This is a genomic window from Bradyrhizobium sp., assembly GCF_035570375.1.
Classification (GTDB): domain Bacteria; phylum Pseudomonadota; class Alphaproteobacteria; order Rhizobiales; family Xanthobacteraceae; genus Bradyrhizobium.
This window is the reverse complement of sequence record NZ_DATMLW010000023.1, coordinates 1-20,994: the sequence shown is the minus strand read 5'-3', so window position 1 is coordinate 20,994 and position 20,994 is coordinate 1. Positions and strand designations below refer to the sequence as shown.

At 60.3% G+C, this 20,994-nt stretch carries 20 protein-coding genes and 1 tRNA gene; 11 read left to right on the top strand and 10 right to left on the bottom strand.

Annotated features, from left to right (window positions below; all coding sequences use genetic code 11):
- Positions 1-252: 252 nt before the first annotated feature.
- Positions 253-993, bottom strand: a complete 741-nt coding sequence (locus tag VNX23_RS02990) for a class II aldolase/adducin family protein (RefSeq protein ID WP_325627688.1) — start codon at positions 991-993, stop codon at positions 253-255.
- A gap of 81 nt (positions 994-1,074) precedes the next feature.
- On the opposite strand from VNX23_RS02990, the gene VNX23_RS02985 reads away from it, so the two are divergent.
- Positions 1,075-2,064: an ABC transporter substrate-binding protein gene (locus tag VNX23_RS02985; RefSeq protein WP_325627687.1), complete on the top strand. Its 990-nt coding sequence runs from the start codon at positions 1,075-1,077 to the stop codon at positions 2,062-2,064.
- Positions 2,065-2,207: 143 nt separating this feature from the next.
- Here VNX23_RS02985 and VNX23_RS02980 read toward each other — a convergent pair whose 3' ends face one another.
- The 7 genes from VNX23_RS02980 to VNX23_RS02950 all read right to left on the bottom strand — a co-directional run bounded on the left by VNX23_RS02980 (position 2,208) and on the right by VNX23_RS02950 (position 9,797).
- The gene (locus VNX23_RS02980) at positions 2,208-3,005 is read right to left on the bottom strand and encodes an MBL fold metallo-hydrolase (RefSeq protein ID WP_325627686.1); all 798 of its coding nucleotides are present in this window, start codon (positions 3,003-3,005) and stop codon (positions 2,208-2,210) included.
- Positions 3,002-3,793: a TatD family hydrolase gene (locus tag VNX23_RS02975; protein ID WP_325627685.1), complete on the bottom strand. Its 792-nt coding sequence runs from the start codon at positions 3,791-3,793 to the stop codon at positions 3,002-3,004. The genes VNX23_RS02980 and VNX23_RS02975 overlap by 4 nt, the downstream gene beginning before the upstream one ends.
- A 14-nt stretch (positions 3,794-3,807) precedes the next feature.
- Entirely contained in the window at positions 3,808-5,664 is a 1,857-nt protein-coding gene (gene metG, locus VNX23_RS02970) for a methionine--tRNA ligase (RefSeq protein WP_325627684.1), read from the bottom strand.
- Positions 5,665-5,725: 61 nt separating this feature from the next.
- Positions 5,726-6,766: a DNA polymerase III subunit delta' gene (locus VNX23_RS02965; protein WP_325627683.1), complete on the bottom strand. Its 1,041-nt coding sequence runs from the start codon at positions 6,764-6,766 to the stop codon at positions 5,726-5,728.
- On the bottom strand, positions 6,763-7,455 hold the full coding sequence (gene tmk, locus VNX23_RS02960) for a dTMP kinase (RefSeq protein WP_325627682.1): 693 nt from the start codon (positions 7,453-7,455) through the stop codon (positions 6,763-6,765). The genes VNX23_RS02965 and tmk overlap by 4 nt, the downstream gene beginning before the upstream one ends.
- A gap of 2 nt (positions 7,456-7,457) precedes the next feature.
- Complete coding sequence (locus VNX23_RS02955) at positions 7,458-8,651, bottom strand: D-alanyl-D-alanine carboxypeptidase family protein (RefSeq protein WP_325627689.1); 1,194 nt, start codon at positions 8,649-8,651, stop codon at positions 7,458-7,460.
- 210 nt (positions 8,652-8,861) lie between these two features.
- Entirely contained in the window at positions 8,862-9,797 is a 936-nt protein-coding gene (locus VNX23_RS02950) for a septal ring lytic transglycosylase RlpA family protein (RefSeq protein ID WP_325627681.1), read from the bottom strand.
- Between the two features lie 525 nt (positions 9,798-10,322).
- On the opposite strand from VNX23_RS02950, the gene VNX23_RS02945 reads away from it, so the two are divergent.
- Positions 10,323-11,747, top strand: a complete 1,425-nt coding sequence (locus VNX23_RS02945; protein ID WP_325627680.1) for a sodium:solute symporter family protein — start codon at positions 10,323-10,325, stop codon at positions 11,745-11,747.
- A 171-nt stretch (positions 11,748-11,918) separates the two neighbouring features.
- On the opposite strand, the gene VNX23_RS02940 is transcribed toward VNX23_RS02945, so the two are convergent.
- Positions 11,919-12,128 carry a hypothetical protein gene (locus VNX23_RS02940; RefSeq protein WP_325627679.1) on the bottom strand — a complete coding sequence of 70 codons (210 nt, stop codon included), beginning with the start codon at positions 12,126-12,128 and terminating at the stop codon, positions 11,919-11,921.
- A 256-nt stretch (positions 12,129-12,384) separates the two neighbouring features.
- The gene (locus VNX23_RS02935; RefSeq protein WP_325627678.1) at positions 12,385-12,606 is read right to left on the bottom strand and encodes a hypothetical protein; all 222 of its coding nucleotides are present in this window, start codon (positions 12,604-12,606) and stop codon (positions 12,385-12,387) included.
- Positions 12,607-13,882: 1,276 nt separating this feature from the next.
- On the opposite strand from VNX23_RS02935, the gene VNX23_RS02930 reads away from it, so the two are divergent.
- The 9 genes from VNX23_RS02930 (at position 13,883) to VNX23_RS02890 (ending at position 20,496) form a co-directional block, all read left to right on the top strand.
- Positions 13,883-14,071 (top strand): hypothetical protein, encoded by a 189-nt coding sequence (locus VNX23_RS02930; RefSeq protein ID WP_325627677.1) that lies wholly within the window; start codon positions 13,883-13,885, stop codon positions 14,069-14,071.
- Positions 14,072-14,961: 890 nt separating this feature from the next.
- Positions 14,962-15,393 (top strand): organic hydroperoxide resistance protein, encoded by a 432-nt coding sequence (locus VNX23_RS02925; protein WP_325627676.1) that lies wholly within the window; start codon positions 14,962-14,964, stop codon positions 15,391-15,393.
- Positions 15,394-15,545: 152 nt separating this feature from the next.
- Positions 15,546-15,635, top strand: a tRNA-Ser gene (locus VNX23_RS02920).
- 147 nt (positions 15,636-15,782) lie between these two features.
- Positions 15,783-17,039, top strand: coding sequence for a tyrosine-type recombinase/integrase (locus VNX23_RS02915; protein ID WP_325627675.1), 1,257 nt, complete (start codon positions 15,783-15,785; stop codon positions 17,037-17,039).
- Between the two features lie 225 nt (positions 17,040-17,264).
- A complete protein-coding gene (locus tag VNX23_RS02910) occupies positions 17,265-17,525 on the top strand; it encodes a helix-turn-helix domain-containing protein (protein ID WP_325627674.1) in 261 nt (86 codons plus the stop codon).
- 61 nt (positions 17,526-17,586) lie between these two features.
- Positions 17,587-18,435 carry a DUF7146 domain-containing protein gene (locus tag VNX23_RS02905; RefSeq protein WP_325627673.1) on the top strand — a complete coding sequence of 283 codons (849 nt, stop codon included), beginning with the start codon at positions 17,587-17,589 and terminating at the stop codon, positions 18,433-18,435.
- Positions 18,432-19,487 (top strand): AAA family ATPase, encoded by a 1,056-nt coding sequence (locus VNX23_RS02900; protein ID WP_325627672.1) that lies wholly within the window; start codon positions 18,432-18,434, stop codon positions 19,485-19,487. The genes VNX23_RS02905 and VNX23_RS02900 overlap by 4 nt, the downstream gene beginning before the upstream one ends.
- 121 nt (positions 19,488-19,608) lie before the next feature.
- Positions 19,609-20,187, top strand: a complete 579-nt coding sequence (locus VNX23_RS02895; protein ID WP_325627671.1) for a hypothetical protein — start codon at positions 19,609-19,611, stop codon at positions 20,185-20,187.
- Positions 20,188-20,316: 129 nt separating this feature from the next.
- On the top strand, positions 20,317-20,496 hold the full coding sequence (locus tag VNX23_RS02890; protein ID WP_325627670.1) for a hypothetical protein: 180 nt from the start codon (positions 20,317-20,319) through the stop codon (positions 20,494-20,496).
- Positions 20,497-20,994: the final 498 nt, after the last annotated feature.

Below are 20,994 nucleotides of genomic sequence, written 5' to 3'. Positions count from 1 at the left end.
GGGTTCGATGGACTGACGGACGGGGCACCTGTCTCACCCACGGTCTGCAACGACCTTGGGGTCTGCGGACTCCCGTCCGTCACCGCACCGTCTACAATACCAGACGAACGGACTTTCGACTTACAAGGGGGTACGGTCTCTGAAGAGAACACTCGCCCCTCACCCGGATTGCTTCGCACTCCGACCTCTCCCCAACGGGGAGAGGTGAATCGAGCCTGCTGACACAGCGATTTAAACAAAACTCAGCCCGTTTTAGTTCGCCATCGACCGCCTCTCGGCGGCCTTCAGCCACAAGAACCAGGAGCGGTCGTACTGCGTGCTAATGGTCTTGGTCGTGCCGATTGTTTCTTCTTCGGTGAGATAGGTGACGGGGCCAAGCCGCATGGCCTCCATTTGCAGCCTCGCGCCGATTTCGGTGTAGACGGCGCGGAACACCGCCTGGCGCAGCGTGCTGCCGACCACGGTCGAGCCATGGCCGCGCATCAGGACGGCTGGCCCCTCACCCAGACTATCCGCCAGCGCCGCGCCGAGCTTGCCGCTGGTGATCAGAAGGTCACTGCCGGGACCAGCGAAGTCGCGGATCTCGAAGATCGGCGTCCCCTTCTCGCTCAGAAAGCCGCACATGTGACAGACCGGCCGCAGCCTGGCGCCGGTCACGACGCTGAAGGGCACGACGGACGGCGAATGACTGTGCACGACAGACATCACGTCCTGGCGTTTGCGATAGATTTCACCGTGAATGAAACGTTCGAGATAGCCGGCGGGACTGTTTGGCACGACCCCATTGCCGTCGAGATCGAACTCCAGCACATCCTGCTCCGTCACCAATGCCGGTGCCATGCTGCGCGACAGCAGAAAGCGCTCAGGCCGTTCGGGGTGCCGTACGCTCACATGCCCAAAACCGTCCACCACGCCCTGGTCGAACAGGATGTGGTTGGCGTCGACCAATTCGCGGATCGTCGATTGCACGGCTTGCGATGCGGTCTCGGACATGGTGGACCTTCCCTGCGATGATATGCTTTCAATGTACTGAGCCATAAGGCCGCGCCGGATAATGTCAATGAAGGAGCACGCATGAGCAAGCTGCAGCTTTCGATCGCGATCGGCGACTATGATCGGATGCGTCCGTTGGTCGACGGCCCGGTGCAGATCGATGGGGTCGATCCGCAGTTCATGCTGCTGGAGCCGGAGGAAATCTTCTTTCGCGCCTTCAGGCACGCCGATTTCGACGTCTGCGAACTCTCGCTCTCGAGCTACAGCGTCAAGACCGCGGCGGGCACGAGTCCCTACATCGCGGTGCCGGTGTTTCCCTCCCGCGCGTTCCGGCACACCTCGATCTACGTTCGCACCGATCGGATCAAGCAGCCGGCCGACCTCAGGGGACGTCGCGTCGGCGTGCCGGAATATCAGCTCACCGCGAATATCTGGGTGCGGCTGTTCCTGGAGGAGGATTACGGAATTCGCCCATCCGATATCACCTGGGTGCGCGGCGGCTACGAGCACCCCGGCCGGATCGAGAAGATCAGCCTCGATTTGCCCGCCGATATAACCGTCGAGAACGCGGCGCCCGACGTCACTATTTCCGATCTTTTGGCCAGAGGTGAACTCGACGCGGTCATCGGGCCGCGCGCGCCTTCCTGCTTCGAGCGAGGCCAGCCGAATGTCGGCTACCTCTTTGCCGATCCGCAGGCGACCGCGACCGATTGGTACCGGCGGACCCGCCTATTCCCCATCATGCACACGCTCGGCATCCGCCGTTCGCTGGCGGAGAAGCATCCGTGGCTGCCGATCGCCGTCTACAAGGCCTTTGAGAGATCAAAGTCGATCGCACTCTCAAAACTGTCCGATACCGCTGCCACCAAGGTGACGTTGCCTTTTGTGGAGGAGCAATTGCGCGCCGCGCGCCACTTGATGGGCGATGATTTCTGGGCCTATGGACTGGAACCGAACCGCCTCGTTTTGAGCCGCTTTCTTGAGCGCCACCACGCGGAAGGTTTGTCGGCCCGCCTGCTCGCGCCGCAGGAACTGTTTCATCCCGCGTCGCTAGAGCTGCACAAGATTTGAGGACGCATCGTGCCACCTCCGTCATGCCCGGCCTTGTGCCGGGCATCCACGTCTTATTTGTCAGGAAAGCAAGACGTGGATGGCCGGGTCAAGCCCGGCCATGACGAACAGGCGTGCCGGCCCCCTGCCCGGACGAATTGCGTCTACGTCAATTCAAGCCGCATGCCGTCATGGGCGGGGACGACATGGGCTGGCAGACTTTGACGCAGCACCTCGTAATCCAGGTCTGAATGCATGTTGGTGATAACGGCGCGGCGCGGCTTGAACCGATCAAGCCAGGCGAGCGCATCGTTGACGCTGAAATGACTGGGATGGGGCGCGTAGCGCAAGCCGTCCACAATCCACAGATCGAGATTTTCGAGGTAAGCAAAACTCTCTGCCGGGACATCGCTGAGATCGGGCGTATAGGCTGCATTGCCGATCCGGTAGCCGAGCGCCGGAATGTTGCCGTGCTCGAGAAGAAAAGCGGAAATCGTCACCGGACCCCCCTTCCCTTCGATCAAGCGGCTCTCACCGGATTCGATTTCGTGATGATCCAGGATCGGCGGGTATTCGCTGCCCGGCGGCGAGACGAAACAATAGGAGAAGCGGAGCAGGATGTCCCTGGCGGTGGATTTATTGAGATAGACCGGAACCCGCCGGCGCTGATGCAGCACCACCGAGCGCAGATCATCGATGCCGTGGGTCTGGTCGGCATGCTCGTGGGTCAAAAATACCGCATCGATGTGGTCGACATGCGCGTCGATCAATTGCTCACGCAGGTCGGGAGAGGTATCGATCACGATCCTTGTGACGCCGCGGTCTCCCGATCGTTCGACAAGCAGCGAGCAACGACGTCTCCGGTTTTTCGGATTCCTGGGATCGCACGCCCCCCAGCCGAGTGCGGGCCGCGGAACTCCGGCTGAAGAGCCACAGCCGAGGATCGTCAGGCTCAGCGTCATGCCGCAGCTTTCGGGGCCGGTACCTTGCTGAACAGGCGGAAAAAATTCTCGGTGGTCTGATGCGAGATCTCCTCCAGCGAAACCCCGCGCGCTTCCGCCAGCACCCTGGCGACTTCAATCACATAGGACGGCTCGTTGCGCTTGCCGCGATGCTTGCCGGGCGCAAGGTACGGGGCGTCGGTCTCGACCATGATCCGGTCGGCCGGCAGCTCGGCGGCAAGCTCGCGCAAGCTTTGCGATTTCTTGAAGGTGAGAATTCCGGTGAATGAAATGGAAAAGCCCAACGCGATTGCCTTCATCGCGAGCTCCCGCCCGCCGGTGTAACAATGCAGAACGGCGCGAAAGGGTCCTTTGGCCATTTCGTCTTCAAGGATACGGCCGCAGTCCTCGTCGGCCTCGCGGGTGTGAATCACGAGCGGCAGCCCTGTGGCGCGGGCCGCGGCGATATGGGTTCGAAAGCCGCGCTCCTGGGCTTGGCGCGAACTATGCTGATAGAAATAATCCAGGCCCGCTTCGCCGAATGCGACCACCCTGGGATGCTCCGACAGTTCGATCAATTCATCGGCGGAAATGCCATCCTCTTCGTCAGCCTGGTGCGGATGCGTGCCGACCGAGCAGAAAACTTGCGGAAATCGTTCCGTGATGGCCAGAAGCGCGTCGAGGCGTCTCACCCTGGTTGAAATCGTCAGAATGCGCAAAATACCTGAGGCCGTGGCGCGCGCGACGATGGCGTCGAGATCGTCGGTAAAATCCGGAAAGTCGAGATGGCAGTGGCTGTCGATAAGCATTGGTGTTGTGCCCGTCACGCGGCGGTCGGCTCGATATAACGCGGAAACACAGGCGCAGGTGCCGGAAGATGCGTGCCCGTCTTGATTCGTGTGGCGAGCGCGGCGAAGTCGCGCGCCTCGACAGCATCGGGAATGCCCAATATGTCGAGCAATTTGGTTGCCGCGTCCGGCATTGCCGGCTGCGCCAGAATGGCGATCTGGCGCACGACTTCGGCGGTCACGTAAAGCACGGTGCGCTGGCGCGCAGGATCGGTCTTCGCCAGCGCCCACGGCGCTTCGCCCGCGAAATAACGGTTGGCCTCCGCGACCACGGCCCAGACCGCGTTGAGCGCCTGGTGGATCTGCTGGGTCGCCATCGCGCTGCGCGCGATCGAAATCATGCCGTCGGCCTGCGCCAGGATGGCCTTGTCGTTCTCGGTGAACGCGCCGGGCTCGGGCAGCACGCCCTGATATTGCTTGGCGATCATCGAGAGCGAACGCTGCGCCAGATTGCCGAGATCGTTGGCGAGGTCGGCATTGATGCGGGCGACGATGGCTTCATGGTTGTAGCTGCCATCCTGTCCGAACGGTACCTCGCGCAGGAAGAAGTAGCGCATCTGGTCGACGCCATACTGGTCGGCGAGGTTGAACGGATCAACGACGTTGCCGACCGATTTCGACATCTTCTCGCCGCGGTTGAACAGGAAGCCGTGCGCATAGACGCGCCTTTGCACGGGGATTTGTGCCGACATCAAAAACGCAGGCCAATATACCGCGTGGAAGCGGATGATGTCCTTGCCGATGATGTGAACGTCGGCCGGCCAATAATGCCAGTCGGGATCGTTCTCATCGGGAAAGCCCACACCCGTGATGTAATTGGTAAGGGCATCAACCCAGACATACATCACGTGTTCACCGTCGCCGGGAACCTTGACGCCCCAATCGAAGGTAGTCCGCGAAATCGAAAGATCCCGCAATCCGCTTTTCACGAAGCTGATGACTTCGTTCTTTCGTGAATCGGGGCCGATGAAATCCGGCTGTTCGGCGTAAAGTTTCAAGAGTCGGTCCTGGTACGCCGAGAGCTTGAAGAAATAGCTCCTCTCCTCGACCCACTCGACCGGCGTGCCCTGCGGGCCGCGCCGCACATTGTCCTCGCCGACGACGGTCTCCTCCTCCGCGTAATAGGCTTCCTCGCGCACCGAGTACCAGCCGGAATAGCTGTCGAGATAGATGTCGCCGCTGGCGACCATCCTCCGCCAGATTTCCTGGCTTGAGCGGTGATGCTGTTCCTCGGTGGTGCGGATGAAGCGGTCGAAGGAGATGTTCAGGCGCTGGTCCATCTCCTTGAAGCGTTGCGCGTTGCGGGTCGCGACTTCCATCGGCGAAAGCTTTTCGGCCTCCGCGGTTTGAATCATCTTCAGCCCGTGCTCATCCGTGCCGGTCAGAAAAAACACGTCCCTGCCGTCGAGCCGCTGAAAGCGCGCCAGCGCGTCGGTCGCGATCGCCTCATAGGCATGGCCGATATGCGGAGCGCCGTTCGGATAGGCGATTGCGGTCGTGATGTAGAAGGCGTTGTGGCGGCGCGTCGTCGACGATTTGGCGACCTCCGGGGTTTTTGCTGCACGAGGCGCGGGCTTTTCCTTCACCGGTGTTGCAGTTTTTTTGTCCGACGGGGCCGTTTCGCCGCTCGTCTTTGATTTCGCCATTCTTGCCGGTTTCCGGGAGGATTTGCCCGGCGTCTTCCTTGTCTTCGCCTTCGCCTTGCTCGCTCGGGTAGTCGATTTCGCTGGCGGTTTGCCGCGTTTCTTCGCCGCTTTCGCCGAACCGGTGCGCGCTGCCTTGCGGACCTTTTTCGCTTTCTTCTTCACGGTCGTTTTCTTGCGCGTTGCCACCACGAATTCCTTTGTCGCTCAAACCAAGATTGTCGGGATTGTCCAACTTCAAGCGGAAGCGTTACCGCGTTGCTTCCGCGAGCATCCCAAACACCGAGAAAACCAGCGGTTTTCGCTCGAGATTGTATTCTGCCGTATCGCGGGCGGCGAGGTTGATCTTTTCCCACACCTCCGCCAGCCGTGCAAGGCGCGGTAAATTGGCGTTGGGATCATCCGTGCGAAGGCGCACGCTCATCCATCGATCAACGCTGTCGATGAAGGCGGCGAGCGCGACCCTGTCGCTTGGGCCGAGCGCATCGCCAAGCGCATGCAGTTCGCGCGGATCGACATGGGGCAGCGCTGCGAGCAGCGCCTCGGTGCGCTGATGAAGTTTGAAGGTATCTCCACCGAGAAGCGTCAGCGCGCGCGCAACGCTTCCGTCAGCCGCTTGGCAAGCCGCCACAAGCGAAGGATCATCGATCGCCAGCTTCGCGGCCTGGCTTGCAGCCTCGATGAGGTCAGCAGCCGAGAGCGGCCGCAGCGTCTGGCGGCGGCAACGCGACAGGATCGTCGGCAGCACCCTTCCCGGCGTGTGGCTGACCAGAAGAAACAGCGACCGGCGCGGCGGCTCCTCAAGTATCTTGAGCAGGGCGTTGGCGGCATTCGGATTGAGTTCGTCGACGGTATCGACGATGCAGACCCGCCAGCCCTCCTCTGCGGCGGTCGAGCCGAAAAACGAGATCGTCTCGCGGCTCTCGTCGACTGTGATCACCGTGCGCATCACGCCCCTTTCGTTCGCCGTGCGCTGAAGCACGAGCAGCCCGCCATGGGCGCCCGCCGCGATGCGACGCGCGACCGGATCGGACGGGTCGATCTGAAGGTTTTTGGCACGTTGCACGTCGGCAGCAAGCGGATCGCCATGAGCAAGGACAAAGCGCGCCATCCGGTAGGCGAGCGTCGCCTTGCCGATCCCTTGCAGGCCCCCGATCAACCACGCATGCGGAATGCGCCCGCTTCGATAGGCGTGCAGCAAGGCTGTCTCTTCATCGCGATGACCGAACAGGACGGTCGTCGCGCGCGGATGAGGAATTGAAGCGTGCGTTTCAACCTGACGGGCGCTCATGCCGAACTCGCCACGTTGTCGACGCCCTCTGCGAGAAAGCGGTCGTGCAATGCCGACCAGATGTTCGCCGCAACGATGTCGGGTTCGGCGCTTGCATCGATCAGGAGGCATCGTTGCGGTTCGGCGGCCGCAATCCGCTGGTAGGCTTCGCGCAATTGCTGGTGAAATTTGATGCCCTCGGCCTCGAACCTGTCTGCCGTGCCGGTGCCGCGACGCTTCGCCGCGCGTTGCAGCCCGACTTCCACCGGCACGTCGAGAATGAGGGTCAAATCCGGTTTCAGATCGCCGATCGTCACCCGCTGCATCGCGCTGAGAATGGCCGGCGATACCTGCCCCAAAATGCCTTGATACACACGGGTTGAATCCGAGAAGCGGTCGCAAAGGACCCAAATTCCCTGCTTGAGGGCCGGCTCGATGACGGTGTGCACGTGGTCGTCGCGCGCGGCGGCAAACAACAGCGTCTCCGCTTCGGCACCCAGAAGCTTGCCCATTCCGGACAACACCAGATGCCTGATGATCTCGGCACCGGGCGATCCCCCGGGCTCGCGCGTGACGATTGTTCGCACCTTTGCTTCAGTCAACCTTTCCGCAAGCAGCTTGATCTGCGTGGATTTGCCGGCGCCCTCGCCGCCCTCGAACGAGATGAATCGTCCGCGCCCGGGGGTACGTTTGACCGCTGCTTCGGCCATGGTCAGAGTTTCTCGGCGCCTGCGCGGAACACCCCGATCACCAGTTCGCTTGCGCCATCGATGGCCCGTCGAACCGTCGAGCCCTTGCCGACGGATTCGGCCGCGTAGACCGGTGTCTCCACGGCGATGTTGCTGCCGCGCCAGACCTTGATGAGGCCGACCGGCTGGCCGGATTCGATCGGCGCGGGCACGGGTCCGCGATATACAACGCGGGCAATCAATTTGTCGTTGCCGTTCTTCTGCACCATGACCTTGACCGGTTCGCGGCTGGCGAGCTTTACCGACCGCCTCTCGCCGCCAAACACCCTGGCGTAGCCGATCGGCTGATCGGCTGCGAACAGGGTCCGGACTTCGAAATTGCGAAAACCCCATTCGAGCATTTTCTTGGCTTCCGAGGCGCGGTCGTCGGGATCATCGAGGCCGTTGACGACGACGATCAGGCGAATGCCGTTCTGCACGGCCGAGCCGACCATGCCGTAACCGCCCTCCTTGGTAAAACCGGTCTTCAGCCCGTCGGCGCCCTCGAGCGAATTCAGCAAGGGATTGCGGTTTTGCTGCCGGATCTTGTTCCAGGTGAATTCCTTCTCGCCGAACAGTTTGTAGAAATCGGGGTAGGTCAGAATGATGTGACGCGCGAGCTTGGCAAGTTCGCGCACCGTCATCTTGTTGCCGGGATCCGGCAGACCGTTGGAATTGGCAAAGGTCGACCGCGTCAAGCCGAGCTCGCGTGCGCGCTTGGTCATCATGTCGGTGGCGAAAAGGCGCTCGTTGCCGGCGATGCCTTCGGCAAGCGCGATGCAGGAATCATTGCCGCTCTGAATGATGGCGCCGTGCAAGAGGTCGTCCACCGAGACCTTGCTGTTGATCGCGGCGAACATGGTCGAGCCGCCCGACGGGGCGCCGCCTCTGCGCCAGGCGTTCTCGCTGATGCGATATTCGTCGGTCGGCTTGATGTCGCCCTGTGTGAGCGCATGAAAGACCACTTCCGCCGTCATCAGCTTCATCATGCTGGACGGCGCCCGCAGCTCATCGGCGTTCTTCTCGAACAGGACGCTGCCGCTGGTCGCTTCGATGAGGATGGCGGTCGGCGCATCGCCATCAAACCCGCCCTCCTCCTTTTTGGCGCCCTGGACGCTGTTGTTGGCGGCGTAAACCGCGCTACCGCACCCCACAGCCAGGACCAGCAAGGCGGCCATCAGGCGGCGCCAGGAGGTTCCGCCTGCCGAGCGCGATTTCAGAAAGTGGTTGACTGTCATCGGGTTACCCTGACCCGAGGTTCTAACAGTTGGAAGTTGCGCAAACAACACGGCCTTACGCGCTAATCCACGCGGGTTTGTCGGTCAAACGGCCCTATCAGCCCAAAACGCGCCGCTCGCCGCAACATAACAGGGGATCAGCAGCCCGGCTCAGTACAGCCCACGTCCAAACAGCAGGTCACGTGACGTCTGGGGATCGATCGGCGCGTAGGCGGACACCGGGCTGACGCTCACTGAATTGCGGTCGTCGATGTCATGGGCCGCCGCGTGCGCATTTTCGAGGCCGCGAGAGGCCGACCGCGAGCGTAATCCTGCCGTTTCGGATCGCGCTGATGTCGAGCCCTGGTCCGCCGAGGCATTGCCGAGGTCATAGGGCCTGCCTTCGGGCAGCGGAATCTCACCCCGTATGGGACGCCCGGATGAAGGAATTTCCGGAACGAACGGACGCGCGGATGCCACCCGGACCAGAGATGGTGAAGGCGCCGGCACGCCAGTGCGCAGCGTCGCCAAGAGCTGGCGGTCATCGGAGCCTTCGAGTGGCGCCCGCGCCACATATTCGACCCGAACCCGCGCAACCCCGTTCGACTTGAATTCCAGCAGTTCGGCCGCCCGGCTCGAGACGTCCATCACCCTGTTGCCGTGATAGGGGCCGCGGTCGTTGACGCGAACGATCAGCGATTTGCCGTTGCTGAGATTGGTCACGCGCACATAACAGGGCATCGGCAGCGTCGGATGGGCAGCGCTCAGCGAGCCCATGTCAAAAACCTCGCCATTGGCGGTCAGCCGGCCGTGGAAATCCTCGCCGTACCAGGAGGCAAGGCCCTCTTCGCGATAATGGACGTCCTCCTCGGGAACATAGACGCGGCCCGCCACCATATAGGGCTTGCCCACGCGGTAGGTGCCCCCGCCCTTCGGCACCGGCTCGCCGAACTCGACGACGCGGGGGCTGGAGGAGACGCCATATTTCGGATCGACCTGGCTGACGAGGCTGGAAGAGCAATTGGCGAGCAAAACGCAAATGGCCGCAGCCGCGACAAAACGCGCCGCGCCAAAGAAGAAACAAGCATCTGCCCGTCGAATCCCCATTCGCCCCGACTACCAATCCACTGGCCGCACGCTATGTTGCATGCCTTGGCCATGTGCCCCGATGCGGCCCGCTTCCCGCATCGATTCAACATACCGCAGCCTGAACGCGGCGGAAATGGGGAGAGCCGACGGGTGGTAAACCGAACGTTGCTTTTTTAACAACCTTGATTTGTGCATGAGCATGGCGTCGTCCTTGCAACGAACCTCACGAAATCGACCATGCTACGGGCGATGCGCTCGCCTGCCGCGATCTGCACCGGCTCTTGCCGCGACGAAAAGCGCGACGGGTCGCCCCAGGCGTTCGCCCGGGTTTGGAGTATAAAGGGCAGCCTGTTCAGGCGGTTGCAAGGAGCCATGAAGGGCGTCTCGACGCTGGTCAGCGAAGGAGCCGAGCGTCGTCCCTTGGCGGCTTGACATGCCGTCGCAGCCAATCGACACGACCGGGCATCCTGTGACGCGGGTGTTCGCTTGTTGCATCGGTTCTTTCGATCATCGAGATTGCGACCTGGATAAGGACCTGAGGGAATGCAAGCGAACTATCTGGCCCTTCTCGTCGTGATCGCATACATGGCCGGCCTCGGCCTGCTGACGACCATTGTCCAGCGCTCCGTCACCACGACCACGACATTCACGTCCGGCACGAGCGGTCATGCGGGAGTACCCGCCGCTCTGGTCGGCTTGATGCTGATGTCCGAATTCATAGGCACGTCGGCGAGCGTCGGCACCGCCCAGGAAGCCTTCAAGTTCGGCATTTCGGCGTCCTGGAACATCATCGCGCTCGGGGTCGGCTTCCTTTTTTATGCTTATTTCCTGGCCGGGAAATACAAGGAGTCCGGGCACAACACGATCTCGGCGGTGTTCGCCGAGGTGTACGGGCCGCAGACCAAAATTGCCACCTCGCTGGTGATGATCTTTGCCCTGCAGATCGTTGCGGTGGCGATGTATGCGGGCGGCGGCGCGATCCTGAGCGTGCTGCTCGGGGTTGATCGCACGCTTGCCACCGTCATTTGCGGTATCGTCGCGGTTTTCTACGTTTTCCTGGGCGGAATGAGATCGGTGGTCTACACCAACGTCATCCATTCGCTCGTGAAGTATGCCGGCATCAGCGTCGCAGTCTGTTTCGGGCTCGCGAAAGTCGGCGGGATTCGCGAGCTGCAGGTTCGTCTTCCTGCCGAAATGTTTTCCTGGACGAACGTAGGTTTGAGCCAGATCTTTGCATGGTTCATCGCCGGCGTCGGCGCCACCTTTTCCACCCAATACGTCATCCAAGCCATCAATACGGTCGAAACGCCGCAAAAGGCCAGGGCCGCGAGCCTGTACACGGCGCTGTTGATGGTGCCGTTCGGGATCGCCACAGCGCTGGCCGGTATGTGCTCACTGGCGCTGTACCCCGGTATAAAATCGATCAACGCCCTCCCTGCCTTGATTGCGAACATGCATGGCGTGTTGGCGGGCGTAGTGGCTGCGGGACTGGCCGCCTCGCTTTTTGGCTCGATCGCCGCAATCAGCGTCGCAACGGCGACACTGCTTTACAAGGATTTCTACTCGCGGCTTGCAGTGGAAGGCGATGACAGGCGATCGCTGAATTTCATTCGTGTCACTACTATTGTCGTTGGGCTACTTCCGATCGCATTGGCCATCTATACCCCGAACGTTTTGCAGGTGACTTTCCTGGCGAAGGCAATCAGGGCCTCGTTGTCGGTGCTGGTGCTGCTGGTCTTCTACGCGCCGAACTTCGGCACCAGGACCGGGGCCCTGCTCAGCATTCTCTGTTCGCTGGTGGCGACCATTGCATGGTTCGCGATGGGCAATCCGTTCGGCATCGACAACGCCTATGTTGCGCTGGTGATCCCGCTGATCATCATGAGCCTCAGTTCGGCGATGGAACGGACCGGGATGAGCAAGCCAGCGCGTGAGCCGCTCGGAGCTGCTCGATCGGTCCAGGAATAAAGTGAGCCTCGATCCGGGACGCAAAAAGCCCGCCATTTGCGACGGGCTCAAGTCAGGGAGGAAACGCCGCATGCCTACGGCGGAACTCAACTTACGATGATTCGTGTTCGTGAAGTGTGTTCTAATTCACACACGGCGACGCGAACTTCAAACATCGAACATTTGCGCGCTTCAATGGTTCAAGCTTACCGGCCGGCCGTGTAGCTGGTCGACGGGACAGAAGATCAATTTCTCTTCGGCCAGAAACTGAAGCGCGCCATAACCTTCCATATCGACCGCGTATCTGAAATTGCCCTCCACGGTCGAGAATACGGCAACGACCACACCGTCCTTATGATCACTGGTTGCTTCGACTCTATCGCCAATCGCGAACTTCGACATCGAAAACTCCTTCAGGAATCATCGATGCAATCATCTCACAGATCAGGTGAGCGGCTGCCCTCAATCACAAGGCGCGAACAAATAATCCCCGATAGTATCCTTCGAAGCACAAGTTCCCTGTGGAACTGCAAAAGCGCGATCGCGACTCATTGCGATCAGATGCGAGCGACTCGATCTAGTCTCTCATGATCGCTTAATCGCGGACAGTCGATTCGCCAGCGCCATTCTCGCGGGCAAGATCGGCGACTTGGATGCGCTACATCCCGTGGCTCTCGAAAACCCTGCGGCAAGACATCGACAATCGGTTGCGATTTTGCTGCAGGCACTGCTGCACGGCATTGTCGTCGCCGAGGTCCTTTCGGCAAAAATGATTGGCATCCCGAGAGCAGGCGCGCTGCTCCTGCGGGCTGCCGGCGTGTTGTGCCAAAGCGACGGTTGGCCCAAGCAGCATCAACATCAACAATGTAAATCTGGGCATCGATAACCCCACAATTGCGTCTTGCCGGACTCCGGCCCGCAGCGGCGGGCCAGCCGTCATGTAGGTGAGGCTTTAACTTCAGCCAGCTCACATGGTTCCTCTCGGCGTATTCTACTGGAAGGAAGAAGAGGCCCGAGGTTGAGCTTTTGCCGAAGGTATTGACTGGATGATTGATTTTGGTGATGCCCCAAATAACCTGAGATGCAATGTATGAACGCAAGCCGAAGTTCTCCCGCCCTCCACGTCCAGCAAATTCTGGCCGTTATGTCCTGTTGTGGTTGGTTCAGGTGCCAAATCGGGTCCAGAATAATTGCAACACAATGAAGGAGTGTCGGTGGTGAAATTCAAAATTCTGGGTGCTGCGATGGTTCTTGCCTTGGCTGTGGGGCCAGCGATAGCTCGGCAAAAACAGGCAGACCGCCTGCCCGGTATCAGCACCTATTGTGCTACCATCGAGCCGGGAAATCCCCACAGCAAGGTGTACGATTATCAGGCTTGGAGTGCGTGGCGGGCACGAGGCCTATGGGACAGCACCGGCTCGGACCGGTGCGCCCGGAATCCTCTTTATTCGCCGCCGGGGACTGCGACCTTCAGGCCGATACCATTTCCATACCCGAGCTGGTTCTAGGCTGCGCTTAGATTTCCGGGATCCAACTAAATCGAAGAAAGCGGATGTGTCGGTGGCAACCGCCATTGCCGCCTTCGCATCAGCTTTCCTTGGGAAACAGGCATAGGTTCCCAATTGAGCCCTGGTGTTTTTCGTTTAGGGAGTCCAACCACCGGCGTGGCGCTGATTTCGTCATTCCTTCAAAAATCCCAGCTAAACTTGCTTCACAAGTCCGCAGCGGCCAGACTAGCCCTGGCTCAAGTCCCCCTTGGAGCCCAGGGCTTTCGTTGCGTGCTAGCGATAAAGGGCCCCAAACTGATCCACCCCGGCCCTGATCGGCGGAATCCCGCCCACACTGACTATCGGCAAGTTGACAGTTTCTGCCGGCACCATCTGTCGCATTGTTTCGTCCTACCGCTCTGTTGGCACGACTGAACGCATTTTTCCATTGAACATGCGTTTGTTTGAGGATGTGCTGCCGAAACGCCGGTTGCACTCGTTACTATCAGTGTCAGTATCGCAATGAATGTTGAAATCCGGAGCGTGGGAAATCCCTCCAGCAATTGCGGCGGGAAGCTAAATCAAGTCCTTTCACATCCAGTGCTTCCACGCGAGGTCGGGACTTCGATCTGCGCCGATCGGGGGGAATCACGTTGACGGGAGGGATAAATGCGGCCGGGCAACACTGTGACGCCAGTGATCATCGCTCTGATCATCGCGGTCGTCGGCACCTTGGTCTTACTGAATATGGATTTGCCCAGGAATGCCGTTCGCAATAGTGGCCTTGACAAGCAAAGTCGCGCGGCGATCGCCAAGGCTGGTGCAAAAGTGACGCCGACCATACAGGCAAGTGAATAGGTGTCGCGAGCGGCTATGTCAGGTTGGCACCGGGTGAAGATCAAGAATGGGCAGCACCCCGAGGTGAGGCCGAAGGCGCGCAAAAAACGCGCCCCGCCAACTTGAAAGGATCCCCGCCCTCTTCCCGCGGCACCCGCTCCTGCCCAGGCGCGCCGGGACCGGGTGGTCACCGGGCGTTCGGGCCTCGGCCGACGGGTGAGGCTCGGTAGGGCAAGCTATTGAGTTTGGGGCGAAAAGCGGCCTCGGTGGGCCGCTGGTCACTGCCGGTGCCGATTGGGCTGTGACCGGTACCAAAGGATGAAAGCGAAGGTAGCCAGACTTAGAGCGGACCAGATTTCCACCACCTCAAGCAGTTTCTGCATGGGCTTCCCCTCTTGATTGCCGTCTTAAAACGAAATCGGGCCAACGGGGTTCCGGGAACATCTGGTTCAATTTGGGTCTCGGCGAGCGCGATCGCTTGGCCGCCGGGTTCCTTCCGCGGGAACTTTCTTCCGGCACGCTGAATTATGCTCGCGGGATGGCTGCCTTCCCTGCCCAGTGGAGACACAGCCCGGCCCACCGCGATTGTGACTGGCCCAGCGTTTTCGCGCGCTGGGCCTTTTTAGTGCACCTGGATGCGATCGGCGAGTGCCCGCCCACGGCCCCACCGCTTGCACCGCGGTGGTACGCGCCCAGGCTGACACGCTGGAGATGGAAGCTGGCGCCAAGCGTCGCCTCGTGTTGGTCGCTTGACTTCTGCAAGGCTTGCGTAGGCCGCGCCCAAGGCGCAACCGAATGGCAAAGCTCAGCATCAATTCGCAACGAACCCTTGAGTGAGCACCAAGCATAGGTAAAGATAATTCCGCCGGTTAGTGTCTTGCGCAAGCAATTCAATCGCACGGGAGTACAACATGCCAGTCGACGCAAAATACAAAACGGTAGCAACGGCAAGCGGAGGCGGCCGCGACGGCAAAACAGCGCTTGCCGACGGCACCATGGCACTCCAGCTCACCATTCCGAAAGAGCTAGGCGGACCTGGCGGCGACGGCGCCAATCCGGAGAAGCTTTTCGCGCTCGGCTATTCCGCCTGCTTTCTAAGCGCGATGCGGGTCGCGTCGACCCAGACCAGGATCAAGGTGCCCGATGGGTCCACTGTTACGGCAACGATAGGGATCGGCCCGCGCTCGGAAGGTGGCTTCGGCATTACCGCCGCGCTCGACGTCTATCTTCCAGGCCTGCCTGAGACCGATGCCAGGAAACTTGCAGAGGCGACTCACGGTATCTGCCCATATTCCAACGCCATCAAGGCTAGCGTGGATGTGAAGACGACCACTCGCGCCTAAATGACTGGAGGATAATACGCTGTGTCGGCTGTGCGCACGCCGATGGCCCCAAAGCGCGCTAAGCCGCCAGGCCCGCGCTCCTCGCGCCCTCCGGTTCACGTGCTATTTGCGTTCGAGAGGGCGCTGCGCTAAGCGGTTGAAATTCCTGAACCGGAAGGGTGGCCGAGTGGTTTAAGGCACCGGTCTTGAAAACCGGCGTGCCTGCAAGGGTACCGTGGGTTCGAATCCCACCCCTTCCGCCAGCGCTATGCTTCGCCATCCTTCGCTCCCGTTCGCCTCTTATCGCAATTCTCCCTTTTCAAAAGGCTATTTCTGCGTATTTGCTTCTGGACACATTCGCTGGCCTTCGCTACAAGTCGCGGTTAGATTGTGGACAGGATTGTGGATCTATGGCGCGCCCGATCGGCAAGTTGACGGTGCTTAAAGTCGAGAAGGCAAAGAAAGCCGGCATGTACGGCGACGGCGGCGGGCTCTATCTGCGCGTCACCGCGGATGGCACGAAGAATTGGGTTTTTCGCTTCATGTTAGATGGCCGGCCGCGATGGATGGGACTAGGTCCGCTCGCGCTGTATGGACTCCAGGAAGCCCGCGGGAAGGCGCTGGACGCGCGCCGATTGCGGCATGAGGGTATCGATCCGATCGAGACACGCCGCGCCAATCGGCTGCGGGAGCGCCTTGAAGCCGCCAAGGCAATGACGTTCAAGCAATGCGCTGACAGCTACATCGCCTCCCACCGTGCCGGCTGGCGCAATGCCAAGCACGCCGCGCAATGGGGAGCCACGCTCGCGACCTATGCTTATCCCGTCATCGGCGCGCTGCCGGTGCAGGCGATCGATACTGGGCTCGTCTGCAAGGTGCTGGAGCCGATCTGGACGGCTAAGCCCGAGACGGCTGGCCGTGTGCGTGGGCGTATCGAGGCGGTCCTTGATTGGGCCAAGGCGCGCGACTATCGCGCGGGGGAGAACCCGGCGCGCTGGCGCGGCCATCTCGACAAACTTTTGCCGGCGCGCTCGAAGGTAGCCAAAGTCGAGCACCACGCCGCACTGCCTTACGGCGAGATGCCGGGTTTCATGGCCGGTTTGCGCGCGCAGGAGGGCATTGCTGCCCGCGCGTTGGAATTTGCGATTCTAACCGCCAGCAGGACGGGCGAAACGATCGGCGCGAGATGGTCCGAAGTGAATCTGGCTGAGAAGATTTGGCTCATCCCGGAGGGGCGCATGAAGGCCGGGAAACAGCACCGCGTTCCGCTTTCCGCTCTCGCGCTGGCGATCCTTGAAGAGATGCAAGCGCTGCGCCCGCAGGACGATCGGTCGTCCGAGTTTGTTTTTCCAGGGGGCAAAGCCGGCAAGCCGCTTTCCAATATGGCGTTCCTGATGTTACTGCGTCGGATGGGCCGCAACGATCTAACGGCGCACGGCTTCCGTTCGACTTTCCGGGATTGGGCTTCCGAGCGTACCCGCTTCCCGCGCGAGGTCGCCGAGATGGCGCTGGCGCATGTGGTTGGCAATAAGGTCGAGGCCGCCTATCGCCGCGGCGATCTGTTCGACAAGCGGCAGAAGTTGATGGATGCTTGGGGCGAGTTCTGCAACGAGCCTGCGCATCAGGAGGGTTGGAACGTCACCCCGCTTCGGACAAGCGCTGGCTGATTCAAGCAGCAAAACCTGTGAAAATTTCGCTCGCATTCGCGTTGTACCTTGCGCCAGCGCGATGAAGCGCCTACATGCGCATTCGGCCATGTGATGGCTGGCGCTCCGTATGGAGCGTCTGGGCGCGCTGCCCACTGAATAGACCGTCGCACGCGCGATGGTGTGACCGCTGACGCCGCGAGTGCCTCGCTGGCTTTGGCATTCCACCGTAAGCGGAGCGGCGACATGCCCCATACCCATTCCACGATTCCGTCCAAAGCCGCGCACTCGCGGCCGAGCGCTCTCGCAGCCGAGATCGAGCCGCTGGCCGTATCGCCGCGGCAAGCCTGTCGGCTCCTCGGCTGTGGCATCACTAGGCTGTATGAACTGATCGGCGCCGGCGAACTAGAGAGTTATCTCGATGGCCGCATGCGGCGGATCACAATGCAATCCATTGTTGCGCGTATCGACCGGCTGCTCGCCTCGTCCGCCGTAGGCGCGCCATGATGGCCGCCGAGATCGCCGGGGTGCTCGATGACCTGGGCGAGATGGTCAACGGGTTTGCGCCATGACTATCCTCAATCCCCGCATGATCGTTGGCATCATGGGTGGCACCGTCACCGGCCGCGATAGCTGCGGCGTCCCAGGCCCGGGCCATAGCAAGTCCGACCGATCGCTTTCGATCCGCATCGATCCAAAAGACTCGTTGGGTTTTAAGGTCCACAGCTTTGCCGGGGACGATTGGCAGGTGTGCCGCGACTATGTCGCGGCAGCCCTCGGACTTCAGCGGGCCAGAAATGACCTAGCCGCTCGCTCAATAGATTTCCCATTGCAGCTTTGGTCGGAAGCCGTTGGCGCACGCGGAACTCTCGTTGAAAAGTATCTCGGCTCACGCCAGATCGGTCTGCCTGAACGGCATCAGGAATTCCTGCGTTTTCATCCATCGTGTCCTTTCGGCAAGGGTTCGCGTCACCCCTGCATGATTGGCTTGTTTCGCGACATCAGGACCAACGAAGCCAAGGCCATCCATCGCACGGCGTTGACACCCGACGGACAAAAGATCGACCGCAAGTCCCTCGGTCCAACGGGCGGCTGCGCCATCAAGATGACGGCCGATGAGGATGTGGCGGAAGGACTGACGATCGGCGAAGGCATTGAAACGACCCTAGCAGGAATGAAATTGAATTTTCGTCCCGCGTGGGCGTTGGGAGCCGCCAACTCCATCGCCAATTTTCCTGTCCTGTCTGGCATCGAGTGCTTGACGATTCTTGTAGACCGTGATGCCAGCGGCACCGGACAGGCCAGCGCACTGGAATGTTCGCGCCGTTGGACAAAGGCGGGCCGCGAAGTCTTTCGCGTCGTTCCGACGGCGCTGGGCGCCGACATGGCGGACATTGTTCGCGAGAGGGTCGCATGACGGTGCAACCCTACGCAATCATTCGTGATGAGCCGATCGCAACAGAAACACCAAAGGACATAGCGCCCATTCGGCAGTTCGCGCGCACGCCCACGAACGTGTTGATGGCGACTAAGTTTGCGCCATTAAACGTAGTCGTTGATGGATATTTATATGAGGGATTTTCCGTACTCGCTGGCAGGCAGAAACTCGGCAAGACGTGGCTGGCGATAGATTGGTCTGTTTCAGTTGCCGCTGGCGGCTGCGCGATGGGATCGATCCCGTGTGATGCTGGGGACGTTCTATATATCGATCTCGAGAACGGCCAGCGCCGCATCCAATCCCGGATTGCCGCACTGTTTCCTGACGAGCGCGCCCGCCCGGACCTGAACCGGCTTCTATGGATGACCAGCGCGCCCGAAGTGAATGCTGGTTTAATTGGCGAACTGGACAAGTGGCGGCAATCGGTCGCGGATCCAAGGCTCGTAGTCATCGATGTTTTGCAACGGATTAAGCCCCCCGGCAAATTCGGCCGCAACGCCTACGAAAACGACTACTCGATCTGGGCACCGCTCCAGGAATGGGCTACGCGCTATCGCATTGCGGTATTGGGCCTTCATCATACGCGCAAGGGCGGAGCAGACGATCCGCTAGAAGCCCTCTCGGGTTCTAATGGGCTTTCCGCCTGTGCCGACACCACGATCGTTCTCGACAGCCATCAGAATGGAAAGACTCTATATGTCCGCGGCCGCGACGTTACCGAGCGCGAAACGGCAATAACCTTTGTCGGTAACCAATGGACCATCCTAGGAGAGGCCGCCGCGGTTCGTACATCCGGCGAACGAGCGGTTATCGTTCAGGCCCTGCGCGATAACCGAGAACCAATGACTCCTAGCGACTTGGCTGCCGCTCTCGGAAAACCGACCAATAACATCAAGCAACTGCTGTATAAGATGGCGAAAGCGGCGCCTCCCGAGGTCCATCGCGTCGGCAAGGGACGATATTCGCTCGAACCGTTACCCCCCGATAACCCTGATAACCGCAATAACCGTGTTCAGGGTGACGATGAATAGTCGCCCTCTGGGTTATCGGGTTATCAAGGGTATGGGTTAGCGTGTCGCCGGCACCAAACACCGGAATACGTTGGCATCGCTTCCAGCGACTCCAGACTCACGTTCCGCCGGAGTTCGCGCCATGACGTTTGATAATGAAAGAAAGCGACTGACGGTCGAAGAATTGTCCGTGGATTGCCTGGACATCCGCGAACTTCATCGTGCCGGCTATTTGGACCGTCGTTACGCACCGCGTTGGCCAGTATTCAAATGGCCCGGCATCGACCAGATCCGATTCGATCGCTATCTAATCCATATCGAATTGGTCAACCAGGTCACGCCCCAGAACATCCGCGTTACCTGGACGCCCTGTAATTTCGGAGGGACTAGACCCTGGATGCATTGCCCTCACTGTAACCGGCGCCTGGCTCGGCTGTTCAAGGGATTGGCCGGCTATTTCTGCCGCGACTGTGTTGGAAATCCGCCCTATGAAAGCCAACTCCGGAACGATATGGCGCGGATCTATTTGCGGGCCTACCGATTGCGTGAGCGGATCGGCGGCGGACGTCCGGTGATTGATCCTATTCGTGAACGTCCGTACCGGATGTGGCGAAAAACCTATGACCGGATACGTGCTGAGATTGAAGGGTTAGAGCGCTTGCTTGTCGGCAGTCAGGTAGTCAAGCGAGCGCCATTGTGGATCCGGCCGCTTTCCTATTGATTTCAATAGTTCAAGCTGAGGCCCGATGTCGGCTTTCGATCCAGCGGTTTGAGAACAGCTGCCGCTCGCCGCAGTCGCCAACCGTTGCGAAGGTCATCAGCCCCAAGAGAACGGCGAGTTGTGTCGCCGATGACATTTGCCAGACAGACCAAAACATTTCCCACGGAAGCCGAGGCCAAGCAATTTGCCAAGGAGATGCTGCTCTCCGACCGAAAGAACATTATTTCGGGCACACTGCTGAGCGATCATGACCCAGCACGTCGTATCATCTCGGGTTGGGACGTACGTCGCTGGACTGAAGATAGCTAACGACTACGTCGCGCAGCTGCGGGGCTAGACCGGCTCTAGCTCGGGAGCCGTGCCATGACGTCGGCGAGAAATCCGCCAAGAAGGCTGCGAAGAAAGCACGGTGAGAATGATGCCCCCTCAGAAGCAATCGGGCTAGCCCGATCGGGCGATCAACTGTCGTCAATACGGACATTATATCTACAGTTTACATCTTTGCAGGGGGAAATCTGCCAATGAATACGGTGGTCCAGTTACGGCGCTCACGATCTGAAAAGCCGACAGTTCGTGGTGGTCGAGCCAAGAACGCCGAATATCGGCAGCGCGAGTACCTTACGGAGACCGAGATCGACAAGCTGGTCGCCACCGCTGGGAAGAGAGCGCAACCCCGTTTCGACATGCGCTGCGGATCAGCGAGCTGGTGGGCCTCCGCTGGCAGCAAATCCATCTTGATACCGCGACCATCCACATTACCCGCGCCAAGAACGGCACGCCTGGCAACCATGGCTTACAGGGTGACGA